Raw genomic sequence first — 22,242 nt, 5'->3', positions numbered from 1 at the left:
GTGTGGTGGTCCAGGCCACCTCGACGGTGGCCCACGATCGGTGCTGTCCGGCGGAGCGGGGACTTCGGTGTTGCGGGGATGCGACCGCGGACAGCAAGCACCCATCACCCTAGCAGAGGGCGAGAAAGCAGCCGTTCCAGCCTACGCAGGGGGGCAATGACCGTCAAACACCCCGAGCAGGGGACAACGGGACGCGCCCGAGGCCGAAGGGCGGTTTTCGCTGATGCCGACAAGGGCGCCGCCGCGTCGCCGGTTGATGGCGCAGGGACAACGCTGTTACCGTGCCCGATTGCGGTGAGCGTCGGAAGCTCCGGTCGTCGCGCAGGCAAGACCGGACATGGCAGTGAATCGTTCGGCACGGTGAACCCGCTTCAGCGCCCGTTCAGGCGGGGGCAGGTCCCACCCGCGTCCGGCGGCGGCCACAATCGGTCGATACACAGGCTGTGGATAACTTGTGGATGACCACCGGTCGACCGTCCGGGTGGGTGTTGTTCCACCCGCGAACGCGGCGGGCCCGGGACGGCCGGCTGGCAGACAGCGGCGGCCGGGAGCAGAAGCGAGGGGGTGGCACGACGGTGGCCGGTACGACCGACCTTGCCGCAGTGTGGTTAGCGGCGACCGACGAGCTCGCCGACGAGATCATCTCCGCCCAGCAGCGTGCCTATCTCCGACTGACCCGGCTGCGAGCGATCGTCGAGGACACCGCACTGCTCTCCGTTCCGGACGCGTTCACCCGTGACGTGATCGAGTCACGACTGCGCCCGGCGATCACCGAGGCGCTCACCCGCCGGCTGGGCCGACCGATTCAGGTCGCGGTCACCGTTCGGGTGGCCGAGGACGCCAGCGGCCGACCGGCCGGCACCGTCTACCGCAGCGCCCCGGAGACCGGGCAGCTCGACATCGACGGCCCCGGTATGGCGCCGTTCGACGACGACCAGGGCGGTCGACCGTCTGCCGACGCGATGATCCCTGAGCAGTCGCCCGAGCCGGGTCCGCCGCCAGCGCCGGCGGGTCCGCCGCCAGCGCCGCCCGTGGAGGGGCATCGCGCGGGGTTGATTCCGGCCAGCAGGGACGGGCAGGAGGCGTTGTTCAGCGCTGCCTTCGCGGAGCCCCTGCGTCCCTCCCGACCGGGTCCGGACCGGCGTGGCTACGACGAGCAGGCTGCCCGCCTGGACCCGTCCGGCCCCGACACCCGGCCCTACGAGCCCCGCTACCGGGACGACTCGGCGTCGCCACGCGACCAGCACGTGATCCGTTCGCTGCCTCGGGACAGCGGTACGGACAGCGGCCCGGGTCGCAGCGCGGTGGACCATCGGGCCGGTGGCCGCGACGACCGTCGGTTGCCAGGTGCCGACACCGGCGGAAACCGGCTCAACCCGAAGTACATGTTTGAGACGTTCGTCATCGGCTCGTCCAACCGCTTCGCCCACGCGGCGAGTGTGGCGGTGGCGGAGTCGCCGGCCAAGGCGTACAACCCGCTGTTCATCTATGGGCACTCCGGGTTGGGCAAGACGCACCTGTTGCACGCCATCGGGCACTACGCCACGACACTCGGCAACGCCCGCTCGGTCCGGTACGTCTCGACCGAGGAATTCACGAACGACTTCATCAACTCGCTCCGGGACGACAAGACCAGCGCGTTCCAGCGGCGCTACCGCGACGTCGACATCCTGTTGATCGACGACATCCAGTTCCTGGAGAACCGCGAGCGCACCCAGGAGGAGTTCTTCCACACCTTCAACACGCTGCACAACGCCAACAAGCAGATCGTGATCACGTCCGACCGGTCGCCGCGTCAGCTCGCGACCCTCGAGGACCGGATGCGAACCCGGTTCGAGTGGGGGCTGCTGGCCGACATCCAGCCGCCGGATCTGGAGACCCGGATCGCGATCCTGCAGAAGAAGGCGGCGCAGGAGCGGATGTACGCCCCGCCGGACGTGTTGGAGTTCATCGCCTCCCGGGTGTCGAACTCGATCCGGGAGCTGGAGGGCGCGCTGATCCGGGTGACCGCGTTCGCCAGCCTGACCCGGTCGACCGTCGAGCTGTCGCTGGCCGAGGAGGTGCTTCGGGACTTCATGCCCGACGGCGCCGGTCCGGAGATCAACGCTGACCAGATCATGGCCTCGACCGCTGACTACTTCGGGGTGAGCCTGGAGGACCTGCGTGGCCAGTCCAGGTCCCGGGTGCTGGTCAACGCCCGCCAGGTGGCCATGTACCTGTGTCGGGAGTTGACCGAGCTGTCGCTGCCCCGGATCGGGCAGGCGTTCGGTGGCCGGGATCACACCACTGTGATGCACGCCGACCGCAAGATTCGTCAGCAGATGGCGGAACGCCGCTCGCTGTACAACCAGATCGCCGAGCTGACCAACCGGATCAAACAGAACAGCTGAGGCGTACGACGGCCCTCGCGGCGGCGCACAGCCGCAGGACACGCCCGACCGGATCTCCGGTCGGGCGTTCTTTTGGTCCGTGAGCTGGACTCTCGACATGGTGGAGACCACAGCATTGAGGCCGTGACCGCCTCGATCCCCGCTCGTTGTCCACAGCTCGTTATCCACCGTCGGTGGATAACTACGGTCCGTCCTCCGCCAGTTACCCACAGGCTGTGGAGAAACCCTGTGTACGAAGCTGTGGACGCCTGGGGACGACCGTCAGGTTATCCACCGATCATCATCAACCTGTGTACGAGCTGTTGAAGGTTCTGGGGATGACGGCAATGGTGATCTTCCCCGCGATCCACAGGCTTGGGGAGAAAGTCGGTGGATTACCGGTGGACAACCGGTGGACAACGGTGGACAACCGGCCGTCGTCGCCGGGCTGTGGACACACGGGCCGGTTGTACCCCCGGTTCTCCACAGCTAAATCACCGGTGGATAACCTGCCTGGCCTGCGCAGACCTCGGTTTTCCACAGTTTGCACAGGTGCGATGAAGACGATGAGTTATCTCTTCTAAGAGAACAAAAACCAATCATCACCGTTGGGCTTTCTGTGGATCGGGCCGAACGCTGTCGGATCAGCCGGTCAGCATCGACACGATCCATGGGGTCGGGCGCACAGCCGATGTCCCCGCGCCCTAAGGTGCGATGGGTACCCGCACGGTCGGGCGGGACGGTAGGCAGCGGTCGGCATGAGAGAGTTGTCGCTGACGTCGACGCGGAGGCATTGATGAAGTTCCGAGTGGAGCGCGACGCGCTCGCCGAGGCTGTGGCGTGGACCGCGAAGAGCCTGCCCAACCGGCCATCCGTACCGGTGCTCGCCGGGGTGATGCTCCGCGTCACCGACGGCAACCTGCGGGTCTCCGGGTTCGACTACGAGGTCTCCAGCCAGGTGACCGTCGAGGTGCAGGGCGACGCCGACGGCGCCGCGCTCGTCTCCGGCCGCCTGCTCGCCGAGATCACCAAGGCGTTGCCGGCCAAGCCGGTCGACATCGCCGCGGTCGGCGCGCATCTCGAGTTGGTCTGTGGCAGCGCCCGGTTCACGCTGCCCACCATGCCGGTGGAGGACTACCCCGCGCTGCCGGAGATGCCGCAGAGCGCCGGCACTGTCGATGCCGCAGCGTTCGCCACCGCGGTGGCCCAGGTGGCCATCGCCGCCGGTCGCGACGAGACGCTGCCGATGATGACCGGTGTCCGCGTCGAGCTGTCTGGCGACACCCTGTCGATGCTCGCCACCGACCGTTACCGGTTGGCGCTGCGCGAGATCCAGTGGCGGCCGGACGACCCCGAGGTGAGCATCAACGCCCTGGTGCCCGCCCGCACCCTGAACGACACCGCCAAGGCCCTCGGCCCGCTGGGCGGCGAGGTCACCCTCGCCCTTGCCCAGGGCGCTGCGGGCGAGGGCATGGTCGGCCTCGCCGGCGGCACCCGACGTACCACCAGCCGGCTGCTCGACGGCGCCAACTACCCGCCGGTGCGGTCGCTCTTCCCGGCCACGCACAACGCCGCGGCCCGGGTGCCGGTCAGCACGCTGATCGAGGTGGTCAAGCGGGTCGCGCTGGTCGCCGAACGGACCACCCCGGTGCTGCTCAGCTTCAGCGCCGACGGCCTGGTGGTCGAGGCCGGCGGTTCCGAGGAGGCGCGGGCCAGCGAGGCGATGGAGGCCACCTTCACCGGTGAACCGCTGACCATCGGCTTCAACCCGCAGTACCTCATCGACGGTCTGGCAAACCTGGGCGCTCAGACGGCCGTGCTCTCGTTCGTCGACGCCTTCAAGCCCGCGGTGATCTCTCCCGCTGGCGAGGATGGCGAGGTCATTCCGGGGTACCGGTACCTCATCATGCCGATCCGCGTCTCGCGCTGATCGCGCCCAGCAACACCCAGATCCACGGAGGTAGAAACACATGCAGCTCGGCCTGGTAGGACTCGGCCGTATGGGCGGCAACATGCGGGAGCGGTTGCGTTCGGCCGGGCACGAGGTGGTCGGCTTCGACCACAACGCGCAGATCAGCGACGTCACGACCATCGCCGGCCTGGCAGAGAAGCTTGAGTCGCCGCGCGCGGTCTGGGTCATGGTGCCCGCCGGTGTCACCGACGCTACGATCGACGAGCTCGCCGAGGTGCTCGGCGAGGGCGACATCATCATCGACGGCGGCAACTCACGCTTCAGCGACGACGCCCCCCGCGCGGAGCGGCTCAACCAGCGGGGCATCGGCTACATGGACGTCGGGGTCTCCGGTGGCGTCTGGGGCCGGCAGAACGGCTACGGGCTGATGGTCGGCGGCGCCCAGGAGCACGTGGACCGCCTGATGCCGATCTTCAACGCGCTCAAGCCGGAGGGTGAGTTCGGCTTCGTGCACGCCGGCCCCGTCGGTGCCGGGCACTACTCGAAGATGGTGCACAACGGCATCGAGTACGGCCTGATGCACGCCTACGCCGAGGGCTACGAGCTGATGGCCGCCTCGGAGCTGGTGACCAACGTGCCGGGCGTCATCAAGTCCTGGCGGGAGGGCACCGTCGTCCGTTCCTGGCTGCTCGACCTGCTCGACCGGGCGCTCGACGAGGACCCGGAGCTTGCCGACCTGAGCGGCTACACGGAGGACACCGGCGAAGGCCGGTGGACGGTCGACGAGGCGGTCCGGCTGGCGGTGCCGCTGAACGTCATCACCGCTTCGCTGTTCGCCCGGTTCGCCTCGCGGCAGGACGACTCGCCCGCCATGAAGGCCGTCTCCGCGCTGCGTCAGCAGTTCGGTGGCCACGCCGTCCACAAGCGCTGAGCGGTATCCACAACCTGTGTACGTTCACCGGCTGGAACTGGTCGACTTCCGCTCGTACGAGCGGGTCGCCGTCGACCTCCAGCCGGGAGCGAACGTCCTGATCGGCGCCAACGGCGTCGGCAAGACCAACCTCGTCGAGGCGCTGGGCTACGTGGCGACCCTGGACTCGCACCGGGTCGCCACCGACGCGCCTCTGGTCCGGATGGGCGCCACGTCCGCGGTGATCCGCTGCGCGGTGGTGCACGACGGCCGCGAGCTCCTGGTTGAGCTGGAGATCGTGCCCGGCAAGGCCAACCGGGCCCGACTGGGCCGCTCACCGGCGCGGCGGGCCCGGGACGTGCTCGGGGCGCTTCGGCTGGTGCTCTTCGCCCCGGAAGATCTTGAGCTGGTCCGGGGTGATCCGGCCGAGCGCCGCCGCTACCTGGACGACCTGCTGGTCAACCGACAGCCCCGGTTCGCGGGCGTGCGGGCCGACTACGAGCGGGTCGTCAAGCAGCGCAACGCCCTGCTGCGCACCGCATACCTGGCCCGCAAGACCGGTGGCTCCAGGGGTGGCGACCTCGGCACCCTCGCGGTCTGGGACACCCACCTGGCCCAGCACGGTGCGGAGCTGCTCGCCGGCCGCCTGGAGCTGGTGGCCGCGCTCACCCCGCACGTGGCGAAGGCGTACGACGCGGTGGCGGCCGGTCGGGGTGCGGCGAGCATCACCTACCGGCCGTCGATCGAGCTGGCCGAGCCGACCACCGACCGGGCCGCGCTGGCCGAGGCGTTGACGGCGGCCCTGGCCGCGTCCCGCTCCGCCGAGATCGAGCGGGGCACCACCCTGGTCGGCCCGCACCGCGACGAGTTGGCGCTGAGCCTCGGCCCACTGCCAGCCAAGGGGTACGCCAGCCACGGCGAGTCCTGGTCGTTCGCCCTCGCGTTGCGGTTGGCCGGGTACGACCTGTTGCGCTCCGACGGCATCGAGCCGGTGCTGGTGCTCGACGACGTCTTCGCGGAGTTGGACACCGGCCGCCGGGAGCGGTTGGCGGAGCTGGTCGGCGGGGCGAGTCAGCTGCTGGTCACCTGCGCCGTGGACGAGGACGTGCCGGCCGCCCTGCGCGGCACCCGCTACCAGGTCGGCGAAGGGACGGTACGCCGTGTCGGATAAGCCAGGCACCGATCGGCCAGCGGCTGGCGACACCCCGGCTGCGCGTACCCCGAAGGCGGCGGAGGGATCGGCGGGCGGTGAGTCGGCGGCGGCCGCCAGCGGGCCGGAGCTGGCCCGGGCGGTGCTCGACGCGGCGCTGTCCCGACGGCAGGCGGCGGCCCGCGCCCGGCGTACCCCCGGCGGCGGCGGCGACGCTGCCGGCGGTTCGGGGCGGCGGTTGCGCGGTTACTCCGGCCCCGGCCCCGACCCGCGCGATCCGCAGCCGCTCAGCGCCGTGCTGAACCGGCTGGTGAAGGCGCGCGGCTGGCAGCAGCCGGCGGCCGAGGCCACCGTGTTCGGCGCCTGGGAGCGGGTCGTCGGCGCGGAGGTCGCGCAGAACAGTCGCCCGGTGAAGTTGGAGAACGGCGAGCTGACAGTGGAGGCGCGCTCGACCGCCTGGGCCACCCAGCTGCGGCTGCTCGCCGGCTCGCTGCTCAAGCAGATCGCCAGCGAGGTCGGGCACAACGTGGTGCGCAAGCTGCACATTCACGGCCCGGCCGCGCCCTCCTGGGGGAAGGGCCCGCGCCGGGTACGCGGCCGGGGTCCGCGCGACACGTACGGCTGAGCCGACGTTCAGCCGCGTCGGTCGGCCTCGCGGGCTGCCCGCTTGCGTTCCCGCTGCTCCCGGGTGAAGCGTTTGCGCTCGGCCAGGTCACGTTTCCACGCCTCGCGGGCCTCGGCCGAGCCGCCCTGCACCGCGCCCTGCACACCCTCGGCCGGGCCGGCGAGGTGCCGGAAGGCCCAACGCATCAATCGGCCGCCCTCGCCAGGGGCCCTGGTGACCGCGCCGTCCTCGCTCATCTGCCGCCCTCTTCCCCGCGTCGCCTCGCCGGTTCTCGCCCGTCGCACGAGCAGACCTTTGGGGCACCAATGGTTGGTGTACCAATGATCGGTACGATAGTCACCGTGCGGAGAGAGGGCAACCGATGAGCGAACGACCGGACGGCGTCGACCCGCTGGCCCTGGAGCAGGTCGACCCGCTGGCCCTGGAGCAGCAGGTCTGCTTCGCCCTCTCGGTCGCCGCCCGCAGCGTGGTGGCCGTGTACCGGCCGCTGCTGGAGCCGATGGGGCTGACCCACCCGCAGTACCTGGTGATGTTGGCGCTCTGGCAGCACGCGCCGTTGTCCGGTCGCGACCTCAGTCGCCTGCTCCAGCTCGACCCGGGCACGCTGTCACCCCTGCTGAAGCGGCTGGAGGCGGCCGGCTACCTGCGCCGGGAACGCGACCCGAACGACGAGCGCAGCCTCGCCGTCACCCTCACCGCCAGCGGTGCAGCGCTGCGGAGTCAGGCCGAGCAGATCCCGGCCGCGATCGTGCAGCGGCTCGGGCTGCCCGTCGAGGACCTGCAACACCTGCACGCGGTGCTCACGCAGCTGATCTCGGCCGCCAACCGACCGGCCGCCGCGGAGACTGACGCGGCGGCTCAGGCGTCGGCGTAGACGGCGAACCCGCGCTCGGCGCAGCGCCGGTAGAACGCGGCCAGCACGCCCAGCTCGGCGCAGGTGAAGTTCCACTGCGGCGGGTCACCGCGCTCGTCACGCAGCGCGTCGAGCCGGCTCTCCAGCCAGCGCAGCTGCTGCTCGGCCAACCGACCGTCGCCGAGCAGGGAGCGCAGCACGATGCTCACCGACTCGAAGGTGACCGCCTCGCCGGTCGCGCGGTGCGCGGCCACGAACCGCTCGATGCCGCTCGCGATCCAGGAGCAGCCGTCCGGGTCGATCACCGGGTCCTCGTCCTCGGCGGCGGCGTCTGTGGCGTACAACACACCTTCGAGGCCGAGAAGCAGATCCACCAACTCGGTGTACGCGGTTGCCCGGATGGTGCCGGTCTTCGCGATCAGCTCGGCCAACGCCGCGGTCGGCGCGGAGATGCGCGGCAGGTCGACGATCTCGCCGAAGTCGACGAACTCGGCCGGCGCGACCGGATCGTAGAAGCGGCCGGTCCGCGGCCAGTGCACCGCGACGTTGTCCAGCCCCATCTGTCACCTCTTAAAGAGCACGTGTCGGGTCGATCGGGTCGATCGTCCCGGTTCCAACCGGTAAAGATCAAGGCTGGTTCCGGGGCGCCGCAAACGTACGGCACTGACGCTTCGGCCGCGACCCCCGACCCGCCCGACAGCGGGTCAACCCGTTCCGGGGCGGCGCGTGCGATGAGGGCCTGGCGTGTGGGGGGAGTCGTGGGCGGCGGGGTTCTGCCGGCTATGGACTTCTCAGCCGCCTCGCTGAGGGTGCCGAGTGGTGGTTCTGTCCCCCACGCACAGTAGGATTGACAGCGAGACGAAGACCCGGTGCGGGAGTGGGACGGGGCCGGTGGCCCCAGATTCATTCTCCACGTCGGGTCGAGCCGATCGCGATCCGCGGGCAACCGCGGCGACCGGCGCGTTCGACCCGCTGTCCGGAGTTCTCCGGCGCCGGTCCGCGCGCCGACGTCGCGTCCTGTCCGCCGAACCCGCGCCCGACGCGCCCTACCGGCGCGGCTGACGCGAGAAAGTGGCCGAGGGTGGCAGCGCAGGACAAGCAGGAGTACGGCGCAGAGTCGATCACCGTTCTCGAGGGGCTGGAGGCGGTTCGCAAGCGGCCCGGTATGTACATCGGGTCCACCGGCGAGCGCGGTCTGCACCACCTCGTCTGGGAGGTCGTCGACAACGCTGTCGACGAGGCGCTGGCAGGATACTGCGACACCATCGACGTGGTGCTGCTCGCCGACGGCGGCGTCCGGGTCACCGACAACGGCCGTGGTTTCCCCGTCGACCTTCACCCGAAGCTCAAGAAGCCCGGTGTCGAGGTCGCGTTGACCATCCTGCACGCGGGCGGCAAGTTCGACGGCAAGGCGTACGCGGTCTCCGGCGGTCTGCACGGCGTCGGTGTCTCCGTCGTGAACGCGCTCTCCACCAAGATGTTCGTCGAGATCCACAAGTCCGGCAACGTGTGGCGGCAGCACTACACCAACTCCAAGCCGAGCCCGCTGGAGAAGGGCGAGGCCACCGACCGCACCGGCTCGGCGGTCTCCTTCTGGCCCGACCCCGACGTCTTCGAGACCGTCGACTTCGACTTCCAGACCATCTACCGACGCCTGCAGGAGATGGCCTTCCTCAACCGCGCCCTGCGCATCCACCTGCTCGACGAGCGGGTGGCCGAGGAGGAGGACGGCCGGCAGCGCGAGGTGACCTTCTACTACGAGGGCGGCATCGCGGACTTCGTCCGGCACCTCAACGCCTCGAAGAGCCCGATCCACAAGACAGTGGTCGAGTTCGAGGCCGAAGAGGAGGGCATGTCACTCGAGATCGCCATGCAGTGGAACGAGTCGTACGGCGAGTCGGTCTACACCTTCGCCAACACGATCAACACCCACGAGGGCGGCACCCACGAGGAGGGCTTCCGGTCCGCGCTGACCAGCGTGGTCAACCGGTACGGCACCGACAAGAAGCTCCTCAAGGGCGACGAGAAGCTCTCCGGCGAGGACATCCGCGAAGGGCTCGCGGCGATCATCTCGGTCAAGCTGGCCAACCCGCAGTTCGAGGGTCAGACCAAGACCAAGCTGGGCAACACCCCGGTGAAGAGCTTCGTGCAGCGGGTCTGCAACGACCGGCTGGTCGACTGGTTCGACCGCAACCCGGCCGAGGCCAAGATGATCATCACGAAGGCGTCCCAGGCGGCCCGCGCCCGGATCGCCGCCCAGCAGGCGCGCAAGCTGGCCCGGCGCAAGTCGCTGCTGGAGTCCGGCTCGATGCCGGGCAAGCTGGCCGACTGCCAGTCGACCGACCCCCGCGAGTCCGAGGTGTTCATCGTCGAGGGTGACTCGGCCGGCGGCTCGGCCAAGCAGGGTCGCGACCCACGGACCCAGGCGATCCTGCCGATCCGCGGCAAGATCCTCAACGTGGAGAAGGCCCGGATCGACCGGGTGCTGAAGAACAACGAGGTCCAGGCGCTGATCACCGCGCTGGGCACCGGCATCCACGACGACTTCGACATGGAGAAGCTGCGGTACCACAAGGTGGTGCTGATGGCCGACGCGGACGTCGACGGCCAGCACATCCAGACACTGCTGCTCACCCTGCTGTTCCGCTTCATGCGTCCGCTGGTCGAGATGGGGCACGTCTACCTGGCCGCCCCGCCGCTCTACAAGATCAAGTGGAACAAGAAGGGCGACGACGCCCAGTACGCGTACTCCGACCGCGAGCGGGACGGTCTGATCGTGCTGCGCCAGCAGAAGAAGCCGAACGCCAAGCCGGACGACATTCAGCGCTTCAAGGGCCTCGGCGAGATGAACTACCCCGAGCTGTGGGAAACCACCATGAACCCGGCGACGCGTACGCTGCGTCAGGTCACTCTCGACGACGCGGCGACCGCCGACGAGTTGTTCAGTGTGCTGATGGGTGAGGACGTCGAGGCGCGCCGGTCGTTCATTCAGCGCAACGCCAAGGACGTGCGGTTCCTGGACATCTGACGGACTGCTGTGGATCGGCCGGGCACTGCCCGGCCGATCCGGCGGTCCACAGAGTTATCCACAGCTTGGCCGGTATCCACAGCCGTTATCCACAGCACGAAAACGACTCTGAGTCTGATAAGGGTATACAGTGACCGATTCTCCCGAGTCCACACCGAACGAGCCCGAGGTTCCCGCCGAGGCCATCGCCGCGGTGGTCGCGCACGACCGGATCGAACCGGTCGGGCTCGAGGTGGAGATGCAGCGCTCCTACCTCGACTACGCGATGAGCGTCATCGTCGGTCGCGCGCTGCCGGACGTCCGGGACGGCCTCAAGCCGGTCCACCGCAAGATCCTCTACGCGATGTTCGACTCCGGCTACCGTCCGGACCGCGGCTACGTGAAGTGCTCCCGTGTCGTCGGTGACGTGATGGGTCAGTTCCACCCGCACGGCGACTCGGCGATCTACGACGCGCTGGTCCGGATGGCGCAGTCCTGGTCGCTGCGCTACCCGCTGGTCGACGGCAACGGCAACTTCGGCTCGCCGGGTAACGACCCGGCCGCCGCCATGCGATACACCGAGTGCAAGCTCGACCCCCTCGCCATGGAGATGCTGCGGGACATCGACGAGGACACCGTCGACCTGCAGGACAACTACGACGGCCGGGCCAAGGAGCCCACCATCCTGCCGTCGCGGATCCCCAACCTCCTGGTGAACGGCTCCGAGGGCATCGCGGTCGGCATGGCCACCAAGATCCCGCCACACAACCTGCGGGAGATCGGCGCGGCGGTGCAGTGGTGCCTGGAGCACCCGGAGGAGGACGAGGAGACCACCCTCGAAGCCCTGCTCGGCATCGTCAAGGGCCCGGACTTCCCGACCCACGGCCTGATCGTCGGCACCACAGCGATCCAGGACGCGTACCGCACCGGTCGCGGCTCGATCCGGATGCGCGCCGTGGTGGAGGTCGAGGAGGACAAGCGGGGCCGCCCCTGCCTGGTCGTCAGCGAGCTGCCCTACCAGGTCAACCCGGACAACCTCGCCGAGCGGATCGCCGAGCTGATCAAGGAGGGCAAGCTCGCCGGCATCGCCGACATCCGCGACGAGTCCTCCGGTCGTACCGGCATGCGGATCGTCCTGGTGCTCAAGCGCGACGCGGTCGCGAAGGTCGTGCTGAACAACCTCTACAAGCACACCCAGCTTCAGGAGACCTTCGGCGCCAACATGCTGGCCCTGGTCGACGGGGTGCCGCGCACGCTCAACCTGGCCCAGTTCCTCCGCTACTACGTCGAGCACCAGATCGACGTGATCCGCCGGCGGACCGCGTTCCGGCTGCGCAAGGCCGAGGAGCGGGCACACATCCTGCGCGGCCTGGGCAAGGCGCTGGACGCGCTGGACGAGGTGATCGCCCTGATCCGGCGCTCTCCGACGGTGGACGACGCCCGGCAGGGCCTGATCCGGCTGCTGGAGATCGACGAGATTCAGGCGACAGCGATCCTGGACATGCAGCTGCGCCGGCTCGCCGCCCTGGAGCGGCAGCGGATCATCGACGACCTGGCGAAGCTCGAGATCGAGATCGCCGACCTCAAGGACATCCTCGCCAAGCCCGAGCGGCAGCGGAAGATCGTCTCGGACGAGCTGGGCGAGATCGTCACCAAGTGGGGCGACGACCGCCGGACGCAGATCATCCCGTTCGACGGCGAGGTCTCGATGGAGGACCTCATCGCCCGCGAGGACGTGGTCGTCACGATCACCCGCACCGGGTACGCCAAGCGGACCAAGGTCGATCTGTACCGCTCGCAGCGGCGCGGCGGTAAGGGCGTCAGTGGCGCCACGCTGCGGCAGGACGACATCGTCAGCCACTTCTTCGTCTGCTCGACCCACGACTGGATCTTGTTCCTTACGAACAAGGGCCGCGTCTACCGGGCCAAGGCGTACGAGTTGCCGGAGGCCAGTAGGGTAGCCAAGGGCCAACACGTGGCCAATCTGCTCGCCTTCCTACCCGACGAGCAGATCGCGCAGATCATTGAGATCCCGAACTACCAGGTAGCCCCCTATCTGGTACTGGCCACGAAGAACGGCCTGGTGAAGAAGACGCGGCTCGAGGAGTTCGACTCCAACCGTTCCGGCGGCATCATCGCGATCAACCTGCGCGATGAGGACGAGCTGGTCGGTGCTGCGCTGGTTGCGCCGGAGAACGATCTGCTGCTGGTCTCGAAGAAGGCACAGGCGATCCGGTTCAACGCCTCGGACGAGGCGTTGCGGCCGATGGGCCGGGCCACCTCGGGCGTCATCGGCATGCGCTTCACGGACGACGACGTCCTGCTCGCCATGGAAGTCGTGCGGGAAGGTTTGGACGTTCTGGTGGCCACGAACGGGGGATACGCGAAGCGGACCCCGATCGAGGAATACCCGGTGCAGGGCCGGGGAGGTAAGGGCGTGTTGACTGCAAAGATCACCGAACGGCGCGGTGGTCTGGTTGGCGCGGTGGTGATCGATCCGGACGACGAGCTGTTCGCGATCACCAGCAACGGTGGTGTCATTCGGACTCCGGTGAAGCCTGTACGGCGTACGCGTGACCGGAACACAATGGGGGTCAAGCTGATGGACCTCCCGGACGGCGTGACTATCGTGGCGATTGCTCGCAATGCCGACGAGCCTGACGAACAGGACTAGTTGAATGACGGAGACACAGGCGAAGTCGGGGAACTCGGGGACCTCGGCCAAACCGGTCGACGAGGAGGCCGCCAAGGGCGGCACACCAGCGACCGGCCGCGCGGCCGTGGGCCGGGCGACGGTCCCCGCCGACGCGCCTGCCCCGAAGTTCACCAGGGCTCCAGGTATGACACCCCCGCCGGAGCAGCCGGGCGAAGGTGGCGAGTCCGGCGACAAGACCGAGGCGCCCAGCGCCGAGGCGCCGACGTCGGCCGCCGCCAATCCTCCGGCTCCGGCAGCGGCGCCCTCGGCACGTCCGGCCACCACCCAGCCGATCGGTCTCCGGCCCGGTCAGGCCGCGTCAACCGGTTCCACCGGCACCCAGCCGCGGATCACACCCGGGATGACCCAGCCCCAGTCGGACGCGACGCGTACGGCCGCCGCTGCCGGCCGCCCGGCCAGCGGTGGTGGCCTGCCACCGGGGATCGGCAACGCGTCCGCCGTCGGTGCGGCCCGCGTCGGTGACGCGGTGCGTGCGGCGCGTACGTCGGTCAGCTCGGCCGCCTCCCGCGGACCGCGTCGGGCCCGGCTGAACCTCAAGCGGATCGACCCGTGGTCCGTGATGAAGTTCGCATTCGCGGTGTCGGTGGTGCTCTTCATCGTCGTGGTGGTCGCCACCTCGGTGCTCTATCTGGCGCTGGACGCGATGGGTGTGTTCCAGAGCGTCAACGAGAGCCTGAGTGATCTGGTCAACGCCGGCGGTGGGCAGAGCACCAGCGGCTTCCAGATCACCGCCAAGGGCGTGATTCTCAGCTCGGCGCTGATCGGCCTGGTCAACGTGGTGCTGTTCACCGCGCTGGCCACCCTTGGCGCGTTCGTCTACAACGTCTGCGCCGACCTGGTCGGCGGGATCGAGCTGACCCTCGCCGAGCGGGACTGAGTGACCGGGACGCCGGGGCACCGCGGAAAGCGGTCGCTCCGGCGTCCCGTACTCGGGTAGGTTTTGCAGGCGGCGACGAGCCTGGCTCGCAAGCTCGGACCCCGATTTGGGGCCGGCGGAGCGGATGGGTTAATCTTGCTCGTCGCAACGCGGGGCTATAGCTCAGTCGGTTAGAGCGCAGAGCTGATAACTCTGAGGTCGATGGTTCGATTCCATCTAGCCCCACCGCATGTCGTCCGACGGTAGTCGAGCGCGAGGGGTCGCCCCATGTTCAAGAAGCTGCTGATTCTGGCTGGCGTCGTCGGTGTGGCCGCCGTCGTGTTCAACAAGATCAAGGCGTCGAACGACGAGCGTGCCCTGTGGCACGAGGCGACCACCGCGCCCGACCTGCGCTGACGCTCTCGCAACGCGCGGCAATCGCCGCGCAATTCGCGGGGCCCTAGCTCAACTGGCAGAGCACTGCCTTTGCAAGGCAGGGGTTAGGGGTTCGAGTCCCCTGGGCTCCACCAGCACTTTCCCCGGTTGATCTCGGTCCCGAGTACAGCCAAGCCGGTCACGCCGTCCCCTCCTGGCCGATAATCCGGTCAATGGCCGGGGCCGCCCGACGAGCCCCGCGCCGGCAGAACGTGGCCGTAGGTGTCGGCCGTCATCCGGATCGTGGAGTGCCCGAGCAGCTCCATCACCGTCCGCAGCTCCCTCGCCCTGGTCGAGCAGGAGACCAGGTCCAGATCCGACCACACCTCGCCGGCCGCGAGCCGTTCCTTGGCCTGGTCCACGATGTGCGGACTCACGGCGGAGATGGGCTTTGAGGCAGAGGAGCGGTGTGTGCCAGACGAGGTGTTCCCCAGCGATCTTTCCGGCCACTTCTGGGCAACGGTGGAACGCCGGCCGGAACTCGATCGATGGCGCTTCGAGATCCTCGACTATCAGAACAACGTCCTGCTCAGCGGCTTGGCCTGTAGCGAGCGGCAGGCCGCAGCGATTGTCATCGCATGGGACCAGGTGATCACAACGTCGCCCGACGAAGAGGACCCCAGCATGGATTGGGTCGATGACTCGGAATGACGGGGAGATCACCGCCCAGGGGCGCGCAGTCCCTAAAGCATCGCGATCTGGCCGGGCAGTTCGGGCGGACCGGACAGCACTGCGCGGAGCTTGTTGATCTGCGGGAACTCACTCGCTCCCGCCTCGCCCCATAGGCTCCGCCACTCCGAGTCGTCGCCGAGGACCCGGTCAAGTGCTCCGACCGCCAACTGTGGCAGGTCGTCGTCCAAGTCGAGGGATTCACCAGCAAGCAGGAAATCCGGCGCGTACGGCGAGGTTATCGGGTCTCCTCCGGGCATCGGAGACGCCACGATGGCCGCTGCGGCGATGGCCGAGGCGGCGTCGTCATGGTCGAGGTACCCGGTGTTGAATGCTGCCGTTGTCAGAGCAGCACGAACCATTGCCGGCCGGGCAGGCGGATCGGCATCGTGGAGGTCACCGCACCAGTCGGCGGCGCTGTCGTTGTCGAACGGGCCGTCATCCCAGGTGCCCATGTGCTCCTCCTTCACGTTCCCGGTGAGCGGATCATGAAGCCAAGCGGGGACGGACGCAAGGCGCGAGAGCGCTTGGTTGTACAGCCATCGATACAGCCAAGCTGGCCGACGGACGTGGGTCACGAGCGGCGGCAGCCGTTCGGGCACCCTCGCCTCCAGTTGCTTCGATGCAGATCAGTGACGCCAGACGACCTGAAGTCGGCCGCGAAGCGGATGGCCGAGTTGGGGGTCGGTGCGCTGCCGATCTGCGGCGACGACAACCGGCTCAAGGTCTTTGTCATCTGGCCGCCGGAGCCGCCGGAGCCGACACCGCCGTCAGGCGGTAGGAGTGAGCGGGACGGTCTCGCCACGGGCGATGGTGCGTACCTGCTTTGCCCAACCTCGGCGGCGGGCCTCGTCGACGAAGTGCGCCAGCGGTGAGCGGAACACCGGGTAGTCGTCGTAGTGGATCGGCACGGTCAGCTGTGGACGGACCAGCTCCACCAGGTCCGCGCCCTGGCGGGCGTCCATGGTGAGCAGGATCCCGGCGACCTTCGTGCCGCCGAGGTGGATCAGCATCGCGTCGATGTCCGGATAGCGTTCGGGGATCGCGGTGAGTAGCGGCCGGTTGAGGGTGTCGCCGGTGACGTAGAGCCGGAACTCCCGCCGCCCGGAGCGTTCCACGTCAATCATCGTGCCCATCACGTCGGGCATCAGCAGGTCCAGTGCGCCCGGGCCGTGCTGGCCGGGCATCGAGGTCAGCCGCACTGTCGTACCGTCGCGGTGCAGCTCCCGGGACGACCACGTCGGCAGACCCTGGGCGGCCCGGAAGCCCCAGCGGCGCAGCTTGCGTTCCGCCGCGGGGGTGGTGATGATGGGCAGCTCGCGGGCCAGTTCCCGACGGGCCACCCGATCGAAGTGGTCGCCGTGCAGGTGGGAGAGGACCACCGCGTCCAGCTCCGGGAGCTGGGCGATCCGCAGCGCCGGGTCCGTGCGTCGGCGCGACCACAACCCCTTGCCCAGGTACGCCCGTTGACCCCGGTGCAGGAAGTTCGGGTCGGTCAACAGGGTGAAGCCGCCGATCCGCAGCACCGTCGTCGCGGTACCGATGAACGTCACCTGGGGTTGCTCCACCATCGCGCCCACCTCCTGCGGCTCCGGTACCCCGATGAGCCGTCGGCATGCGGCTCAGCCCTTGACGCCGCTGACGGGCCGACCAGTGCACGCGTGCGGGTCAGGTGTCGGAGCGCGCGATCCGGACGGCGACGCCGTCGAGGGATCAACTCCAGCCCGAGTGCCAAGTCCGCGTCAGCTGGCGGAACCACCGTCCGCCGCTGACTCGGCACCGGATTCGGTCCGGTTGGGGCGGGTCTCCGGGAGGCGTTCAACCAGCTTGGTGAGCGCGCCGTTGGCGAAGGTCGCGCCGAGCGCCGACCCGGCCCCGATGGTCCAGCCCACCGGCCCGAGCGGGGTGCAGCCGAAGAACTGGCTCACCCCCGGGGTCTGCACCACCACGACCAGGACGCCCAGTGACGCCGCCGTGGAGGCCAGCACGGCCGGACTGGTGCCGCCGGCCAGGATGGTCTGCCCGAGTTGGGTGCCGACCAGGGCGACCAGGGCGACAGTGCCGGCCCGCTGACGGCGTCCGGTGTAGCGGGCCAACGTCCAGCCCGCTGTCGCGCCCAGCGTGGTGGCTGCCGCCCGCAGCCCGATCTCCCTGGTGAGGCTCTCGCCGAGCGCCGTGTCCGGGCCCTCCCGGAGCAGCGCGTCGGTGCGGTCCGATGCGGGCGGCCGGACCGCGATGGCCAGCGCCGGCGCCAGGTCGGTGAGCAGGTTGACCAGCAGAAGTTGTCGCCCGGTGAGCGCGGAGCGGCCGGTCGCCGCTGCGGTGAGCACACTGAACGCGATCTCACCGAGGTTGCCACCGACCAGGATGCTGAGCGCGTGCCGCACCGACGACCACATCGCCCGCCCTTCGATCAGGGTGGCGATGATGGTTTCCAGCCGGTCGTCGGTGACCACCAGGTCGGCTGCGGCGCGGGCGGCCGGGGTGCCCCGTTGACCGAGGGCGATGCCGACGTCGGCCAGCCGGATCGCCGGGGCGTCGTTGGCGCCGTCGCCGGTCATCGCCACGGTCCGCCCGCACTTCTGCAACGCCTGGATGATCCGCACCTTGTGCGCAGGGGTGCAGCGGGCCACCACGTCGGTGTTGGCCAACCGCTCGGCGAGCGCGTCGTCGTCCAACTGGTCGAGTTCAGCGGCGGTGACCACCCGCTGTTCGTCGTGTTCACTGATGGTGGCGGCGATCGCCTCTGCGGTGGCCGGGTGATCACCAGTGATCATGATGGTGTGCACGCCGGCCTGCCGGATCCGGCGTACCGCCGGGGCTGCGCTCTCCCGGACACCGTCCGCGAGGGCCAGGAAACCCACGAAGGTCAGCCCTCGAACGTCGGAGTCGGTCACCTTCGGGTCGTTCACCGGGCACTCCGCGACGGCGAGGATCCGGTTTCCCGCCCCGGCCCGGTCGGCGAGCATCCGCTCCAGCTCCGCGCGGCCGGCGTCGTCCAGCGGCTCCTGACGACCGTCCATCCGTCGGGACGAACAGCGCGGCAGCACCGTCTCCGGAGCACCCTTGACGCTCAACAACAGGTGACCGTCGGTCTGTCCGATGCTCGCGTGGTAGCCGCGGGACGGCTCGAACGGCAGCCCTCCGGCGGCCCGCCACCCGGCGGCGCCGGTCTGCTCCACCACCCCGGCCTCCCCGGCGCCCCGACGGACCGCCCGGTCGGTCTGCAACGCCAACTCCTCCGGGTTCTTCGCGGCGGGGGTGGCCCGCAGCGCCGCGGCCAGCGTCATCCGGAGCCGGTCGTCCAACCGGTCCAGCGGGGCGTACCGGTCGCCGACGCTGTCGCCGACCCCGGCCAGCAGCAGCTTGCCCTCGGTGAGGGTGCCGGTCTTGTCGAAGCAGAGCACGTCCACCCGGCCCAGCGCCTCGATGGTGCGCGGGTTGCGGACCAACGCGCCGTGCTCGGCCAGCCGCCGGGCCGCGGCCAGCTGCGCCGCGCTGACCAGGAACGGCAGCCCCTCCGGCACCGACGCCACGGCGAGGTTCGCGGCGGTCGCCGCCGTTTCGGCCAGGGGTACGCCTCGGAGCAGGCCCGCGCCGGCCACCGCCACCGCGGAACCGGCCGCCAACGGGATGGCGGCGCTGGTCAACGCGCCGAGCCGAGCCTCCACCCCACTGGCCGGCGGGTCCTGCTTGACCAGGGCGAGGCTGCGCCCGGCCTCGGTGTCGTTGCCGGTCGCCACCACCACTGCGGTGCCGTGCCCGGCGGCGACTGTGGTGCCCTCGTAGAGCATCGAGTGTCGGTCGGCGATGGCGGCGGCGACCACCGGTCGGTTGGACTTGGCGACCGGCAGCGACTCACCGGTCAGCGACGACTCGTCGGCCTCCAGGCCCACCGACTCGAGCACCCGGCAGTCGGCGGGCACCGAGTCGCCCGGTTCGAGGGCGATGACATCCCCGAGGACCAGGTCTTCGGCGGCGAGAACCTGCTCGGCACCGTCCCGGCGGACCCGTGCGGTCACCGCCGACCGTGACAGCAGCTCCGCCAGCGACCTTTCCGTGTTGCGCTCGTGCACCGCCCCGATCAGGGCGGACCCACCGACCACGCTGCCCACCAACGCGGCGTCGACAAGTGAGCCGAACGACGCGGAAAGCACCGCCCCGGCGGCCAGCACCGGCGTGAGCGGGTTGGACAACTCGTCCACGAAGGCACGCAGCAGGCCACCACGTCCGGGTCCGGCGCCGCCGTTGTCACCGGAACCGTGGCGTCGGCGTTGCGCCTCGGCGCTGGCCAGGCCGTCCGGGGCGGAACGCAGGTGGTCGAGCACGGTGCCGACCGGCATCAGGTGCCAGGCGGTTGCCACGGGCACCGGGGTGTCGGACTGGTCGTGCAACCGGCGGGCCTGCCAGACCCCGTTGGCGAAGGCCAGCCCGGCCGCGCCGTTGACCGCGACGAGCGCCCGGTGCGGCAGCTGGGTCGGTGGGGCGGTGAACGCGCCCAACGCCCCGAGACCGGTGCCGGCCATGGCCAGGCGGATGTTCTGCTGGGCCGTGCGCCGGGCCACCCCGGTCGCCTCGATCACCAGCGCCACCACCCGCAGGTCGGCACCGACCAGCAGGTGCGCGCCCCACGGGGGCAGTTCCTCCGGCGCGGCGAACCCGAGACCGCAGTCGGACGCGCCGAGTGCCTTCCGGTCCGCGGAGACCAGCATCACCACGGCGCCGTCGCGCTGCAACGCGCGTACCGACTCGGCCAACTGGTCCCCGCCGGGGAGCATCGCGTCGGCGAAGCCGTACCGCTGCTCGTCGCCGCCGGCGACGACCAGCCGCAGGCCGGCATGTCGGGCGGCGGAGGGCAGGCCGTCGACGCCGGGCGCGGGTTCCGGCTCGACCCGCAACAGGGCGGCGAGCCGGTCGCCGTGGCAGAGGCCGAGGAGTTGGCCGCCAGCGGAGCGCAGCCGGGCCGCGTCCGGGATGGCGTCCGGGTCGTTCGCGGGCATCCGGTCCAGCGGCCCGAGCCGCCAGCCGTCCGCCGTCCGGGAGGCGGACGGGTCGTCCGGGTCGAACAACGCGAAGGCCCGCTCCGCCACCTGGTCGACGTCCGCGTCGGACGCCGGCGCCAGATCGGCCAGGACGCCCCGGTCCGAGCCGAGCACGGCGGCGTCGAGCACGAGCGTGTCGATCCGGTCCAGTTCGCGCAGCACACTCCGGTCCATCGCGATCACACCACGCCGGGCCAGCATCCGGCCGAGCTGAGCCGCGTACCCCTCGCGGCCGCTGCCCGGCGCCTTCGGCAGCGCGGACAGACCCAGCGCGGTGGCCCGCTTCGGCCCGGCGAACGGCACCGCCGCCGCGCCGGCGGCCGCACCGGCGGCGAGCATGCGGTTGATGTACCGCTCGACCGGGCCGTCCGGCTTCGGCCGCGGACGTTCGATCACCGGCCAGCGGGCGGTGGCTCGTTCGGCGTCGCCGGTCAGCCGTGGTTCGGCCTTTTCCCAGGCGGAGAGTTGGGCCCGATCCTCACCCCACTGCACGACCCGTTGGGCACCGTCCAGGACGATGCCCGTCCAGCGGCCGGTCAAGCCCTGCACCACCGCCTCGGCCAGCGGAAACAGGATGTCGGCGCGCGGGTCGGAGCGCAGCCGTCTGCCGATGAACTCGTGCAGTTTCGGTTGAAGATCCACAGCGGAGAGCAGGCCGGCCACCTCGCCGGGCAGCGGCGCGAACGGCAGGATCCGGGTGGCTGCCGAGATGGTCAGGCCCAGTGCGTCCGAGGCGAGCGCGCCGAGGGTGCGCGGTGTGCGCGGCCCCTCCTCCGGTGGGTGCGGCGGTGGGATCTCCGGGTCCGGTTCGTGGTCGCAGGTCCGCTCGACTCGGTCGATGGTGGCGATCAGGTCGCGCAACGTCGGTTCGGGGGTCTGGACGGCGATCACCACCCGGCCGGAGGGTGCGTTGACCCGGGCCCAGGCCACCCCGGGCATCCGTTCCAGCGCGCCCTCCACCTGACGGGCCAGCCGGTTGCCACCGTCCTGGCAGACACCGTGCACCTCGATGTGGTGCCGGCCCGGCCGGGACCAGACCCGACGCCGCGTCAGCCCGGCCGTCCGGGCCAGCCGGACCGCGGCCGAGCTGACCGACCGGGACGCCTCGCCGACCAGATGCGGCACGCCGAAGGACGGCAGGATGCGGCCGGCAGCGCGACCCGCCGCCGTCATCGAGGCGTACGGCTGGACGGGCGCCGGCCCGGCTCCCTGTTGCCGCTCGTCCTGACCTTGGCCATGTCGTCCTCCCACCGCACTCACGTCCGGCGGCCTGGCTTCCCGACCTGCCATCCGTTATGCCCCTTGAGTGGCGGAATTTTCCGCCGTCGCTGGCGCATGGACGGGATGGGCTGTGGAACCCGACGACCATCACCGGACATGGGGAGGCCGGCATGAGCACACTGACGCGACATCTCAACGGTTCACGGGAGAACGTCTCGATGTACAACCGGCGGGTGCAACTGCCGATGGTGGGTGAGGTGGCGGTGCCGCCACCGGACAAGGTCGCCTACTACGCCGGGCTCGGAGTGCTCGCCGCGCTACAGGTCATCGAGTGGCCGATCGCTGTGGTGATCACCGCTGGTCACCTGCTGGCAGACCAGCATTTTTCCGGGCTGGTGCGCGGTGTCGGGGAGGCGCTGCAGGACGCCTGACGAGAGCCGGGTCACCGGACGGTTGACATGAATCAGGGTTGAAGTC

General features: G+C 70.0%; 17 protein-coding genes, 2 tRNA genes and 2 pseudogenes. 15 read left to right on the top strand and 6 right to left on the bottom strand.

What is annotated here, in order from left to right; translation table 11 throughout:
* Positions 1 to 575 precede the first annotated feature (575 nt).
* The 6 genes and pseudogenes from PSH03_RS33175 to PSH03_RS00365 form a co-directional block, all read left to right on the top strand.
* A pseudogene (locus tag PSH03_RS33175) lies at positions 576 to 900 on the top strand (chromosomal replication initiator protein DnaA); the annotation flags it as partial.
* A gap of 167 nt (positions 901 to 1,067) precedes the next feature.
* Positions 1,068 to 2,390, top strand: a pseudogene (dnaA, locus tag PSH03_RS00385) (chromosomal replication initiator protein DnaA); the annotation flags it as partial.
* 775 nt (positions 2,391 to 3,165) lie between these two features.
* Positions 3,166 to 4,299, top strand: coding sequence for a DNA polymerase III subunit beta (dnaN, locus tag PSH03_RS00380; protein ID WP_210782097.1), 1,134 nt, complete (start codon positions 3,166 to 3,168; stop codon positions 4,297 to 4,299).
* A 40-nt stretch (positions 4,300 to 4,339) separates the two neighbouring features.
* Positions 4,340 to 5,212: a phosphogluconate dehydrogenase (NAD(+)-dependent, decarboxylating) gene (gnd, locus tag PSH03_RS00375; RefSeq protein WP_091396544.1), complete on the top strand. Its 873-nt coding sequence runs from the start codon at positions 4,340 to 4,342 to the stop codon at positions 5,210 to 5,212.
* A gap of 16 nt (positions 5,213 to 5,228) precedes the next feature.
* Positions 5,229 to 6,362: a DNA replication/repair protein RecF gene (gene recF, locus PSH03_RS00370; RefSeq protein WP_210782099.1), complete on the top strand. Its 1,134-nt coding sequence runs from the start codon at positions 5,229 to 5,231 to the stop codon at positions 6,360 to 6,362.
* Positions 6,352 to 6,966: a DciA family protein gene (locus PSH03_RS00365; protein WP_210782101.1), complete on the top strand. Its 615-nt coding sequence runs from the start codon at positions 6,352 to 6,354 to the stop codon at positions 6,964 to 6,966. The genes recF and PSH03_RS00365 overlap by 11 nt, the downstream gene beginning before the upstream one ends.
* Before the next feature lie 8 nt (positions 6,967 to 6,974).
* On the opposite strand, the gene PSH03_RS00360 is transcribed toward PSH03_RS00365, so the two are convergent.
* Complete coding sequence (locus PSH03_RS00360; protein ID WP_210782103.1) at positions 6,975 to 7,202, bottom strand: hypothetical protein; 228 nt, start codon at positions 7,200 to 7,202, stop codon at positions 6,975 to 6,977.
* Positions 7,203 to 7,327: 125 nt separating this feature from the next.
* Between PSH03_RS00360 and PSH03_RS00355 the strand changes: the two genes are divergently transcribed.
* Positions 7,328 to 7,840, top strand: coding sequence for a MarR family winged helix-turn-helix transcriptional regulator (locus tag PSH03_RS00355; protein ID WP_238687918.1), 513 nt, complete (start codon positions 7,328 to 7,330; stop codon positions 7,838 to 7,840).
* On the opposite strand, the gene PSH03_RS00350 is transcribed toward PSH03_RS00355, so the two are convergent.
* Positions 7,825 to 8,379 (bottom strand): hypothetical protein, encoded by a 555-nt coding sequence (locus tag PSH03_RS00350; RefSeq protein ID WP_210782112.1) that lies wholly within the window; start codon positions 8,377 to 8,379, stop codon positions 7,825 to 7,827. The two genes, PSH03_RS00355 and PSH03_RS00350, sit on opposite strands and share 16 nt — an antisense overlap.
* Positions 8,380 to 8,900: 521 nt before the next feature.
* On the opposite strand from PSH03_RS00350, the gene gyrB reads away from it, so the two are divergent.
* The 6 genes from gyrB to PSH03_RS00320 all read left to right on the top strand — a co-directional run bounded on the left by gyrB (position 8,901) and on the right by PSH03_RS00320 (position 14,928).
* Positions 8,901 to 10,847: a DNA topoisomerase (ATP-hydrolyzing) subunit B gene (gene gyrB, locus PSH03_RS00345; RefSeq protein ID WP_210782114.1), complete on the top strand. Its 1,947-nt coding sequence runs from the start codon at positions 8,901 to 8,903 to the stop codon at positions 10,845 to 10,847.
* Positions 10,848 to 10,977: 130 nt separating this feature from the next.
* Complete coding sequence (gene gyrA, locus PSH03_RS00340) at positions 10,978 to 13,500, top strand: DNA gyrase subunit A (RefSeq protein WP_210782116.1); 2,523 nt, start codon at positions 10,978 to 10,980, stop codon at positions 13,498 to 13,500.
* 4 nt (positions 13,501 to 13,504) lie between these two features.
* The gene (locus PSH03_RS00335; protein ID WP_210782118.1) at positions 13,505 to 14,419 is read left to right on the top strand and encodes a DUF3566 domain-containing protein; all 915 of its coding nucleotides are present in this window, start codon (positions 13,505 to 13,507) and stop codon (positions 14,417 to 14,419) included.
* A gap of 151 nt (positions 14,420 to 14,570) precedes the next feature.
* Positions 14,571 to 14,644 (top strand) — tRNA-Ile (locus PSH03_RS00330).
* A 42-nt stretch (positions 14,645 to 14,686) separates the two neighbouring features.
* Positions 14,687 to 14,815 (top strand): DLW-39 family protein, encoded by a 129-nt coding sequence (locus PSH03_RS00325; RefSeq protein ID WP_209444550.1) that lies wholly within the window; start codon positions 14,687 to 14,689, stop codon positions 14,813 to 14,815.
* Positions 14,816 to 14,852: 37 nt separating this feature from the next.
* A tRNA-Ala gene (locus PSH03_RS00320) sits at positions 14,853 to 14,928 on the top strand.
* Positions 14,929 to 15,003: 75 nt separating this feature from the next.
* Here the strand turns inward: PSH03_RS00320 and PSH03_RS00315 are convergent.
* Complete coding sequence (locus PSH03_RS00315) at positions 15,004 to 15,210, bottom strand: hypothetical protein (RefSeq protein WP_238687917.1); 207 nt, start codon at positions 15,208 to 15,210, stop codon at positions 15,004 to 15,006.
* Positions 15,211 to 15,244: 34 nt separating this feature from the next.
* Here PSH03_RS00315 and PSH03_RS00310 point away from each other — a divergent pair, with 34 nt between their 5' ends.
* Positions 15,245 to 15,484 (top strand): hypothetical protein, encoded by a 240-nt coding sequence (locus PSH03_RS00310; RefSeq protein WP_238687916.1) that lies wholly within the window; start codon positions 15,245 to 15,247, stop codon positions 15,482 to 15,484.
* Positions 15,485 to 15,516: 32 nt separating this feature from the next.
* Here the strand turns inward: PSH03_RS00310 and PSH03_RS00305 are convergent, their stop codons facing one another.
* The 3 genes from PSH03_RS00305 to PSH03_RS00295 all read right to left on the bottom strand — a co-directional run bounded on the left by PSH03_RS00305 (position 15,517) and on the right by PSH03_RS00295 (position 21,717).
* Positions 15,517 to 16,104, bottom strand: coding sequence for a DUF4259 domain-containing protein (locus PSH03_RS00305; RefSeq protein WP_238687915.1), 588 nt, complete (start codon positions 16,102 to 16,104; stop codon positions 15,517 to 15,519).
* A 168-nt stretch (positions 16,105 to 16,272) separates the two neighbouring features.
* Positions 16,273 to 17,073 carry an MBL fold metallo-hydrolase gene (locus PSH03_RS00300; protein WP_238687914.1) on the bottom strand — a complete coding sequence of 267 codons (801 nt, stop codon included), beginning with the start codon at positions 17,071 to 17,073 and terminating at the stop codon, positions 16,273 to 16,275.
* A 171-nt stretch (positions 17,074 to 17,244) separates the two neighbouring features.
* Positions 17,245 to 21,717, bottom strand: a complete 4,473-nt coding sequence (locus tag PSH03_RS00295) for a cation-translocating P-type ATPase (RefSeq protein WP_238688001.1) — start codon at positions 21,715 to 21,717, stop codon at positions 17,245 to 17,247.
* A 218-nt stretch (positions 21,718 to 21,935) separates the two neighbouring features.
* Here PSH03_RS00295 and PSH03_RS00290 point away from each other — a divergent pair, with 218 nt between their 5' ends.
* Entirely contained in the window at positions 21,936 to 22,196 is a 261-nt protein-coding gene (locus PSH03_RS00290; protein ID WP_210782130.1) for a hypothetical protein, read from the top strand.
* The last annotated feature ends 46 nt before the right edge of the window (positions 22,197 to 22,242 follow it).

The sequence above is a fragment of the Micromonospora salmantinae genome (genome assembly GCF_022230905.1).
Classification (GTDB): Bacteria; Actinomycetota; Actinomycetes; order Mycobacteriales; family Micromonosporaceae; genus Micromonospora; species Micromonospora salmantinae.
Note: the sequence above shows the minus strand (reverse complement) of the source record. Positions and strands in the feature narration are given on the sequence as shown.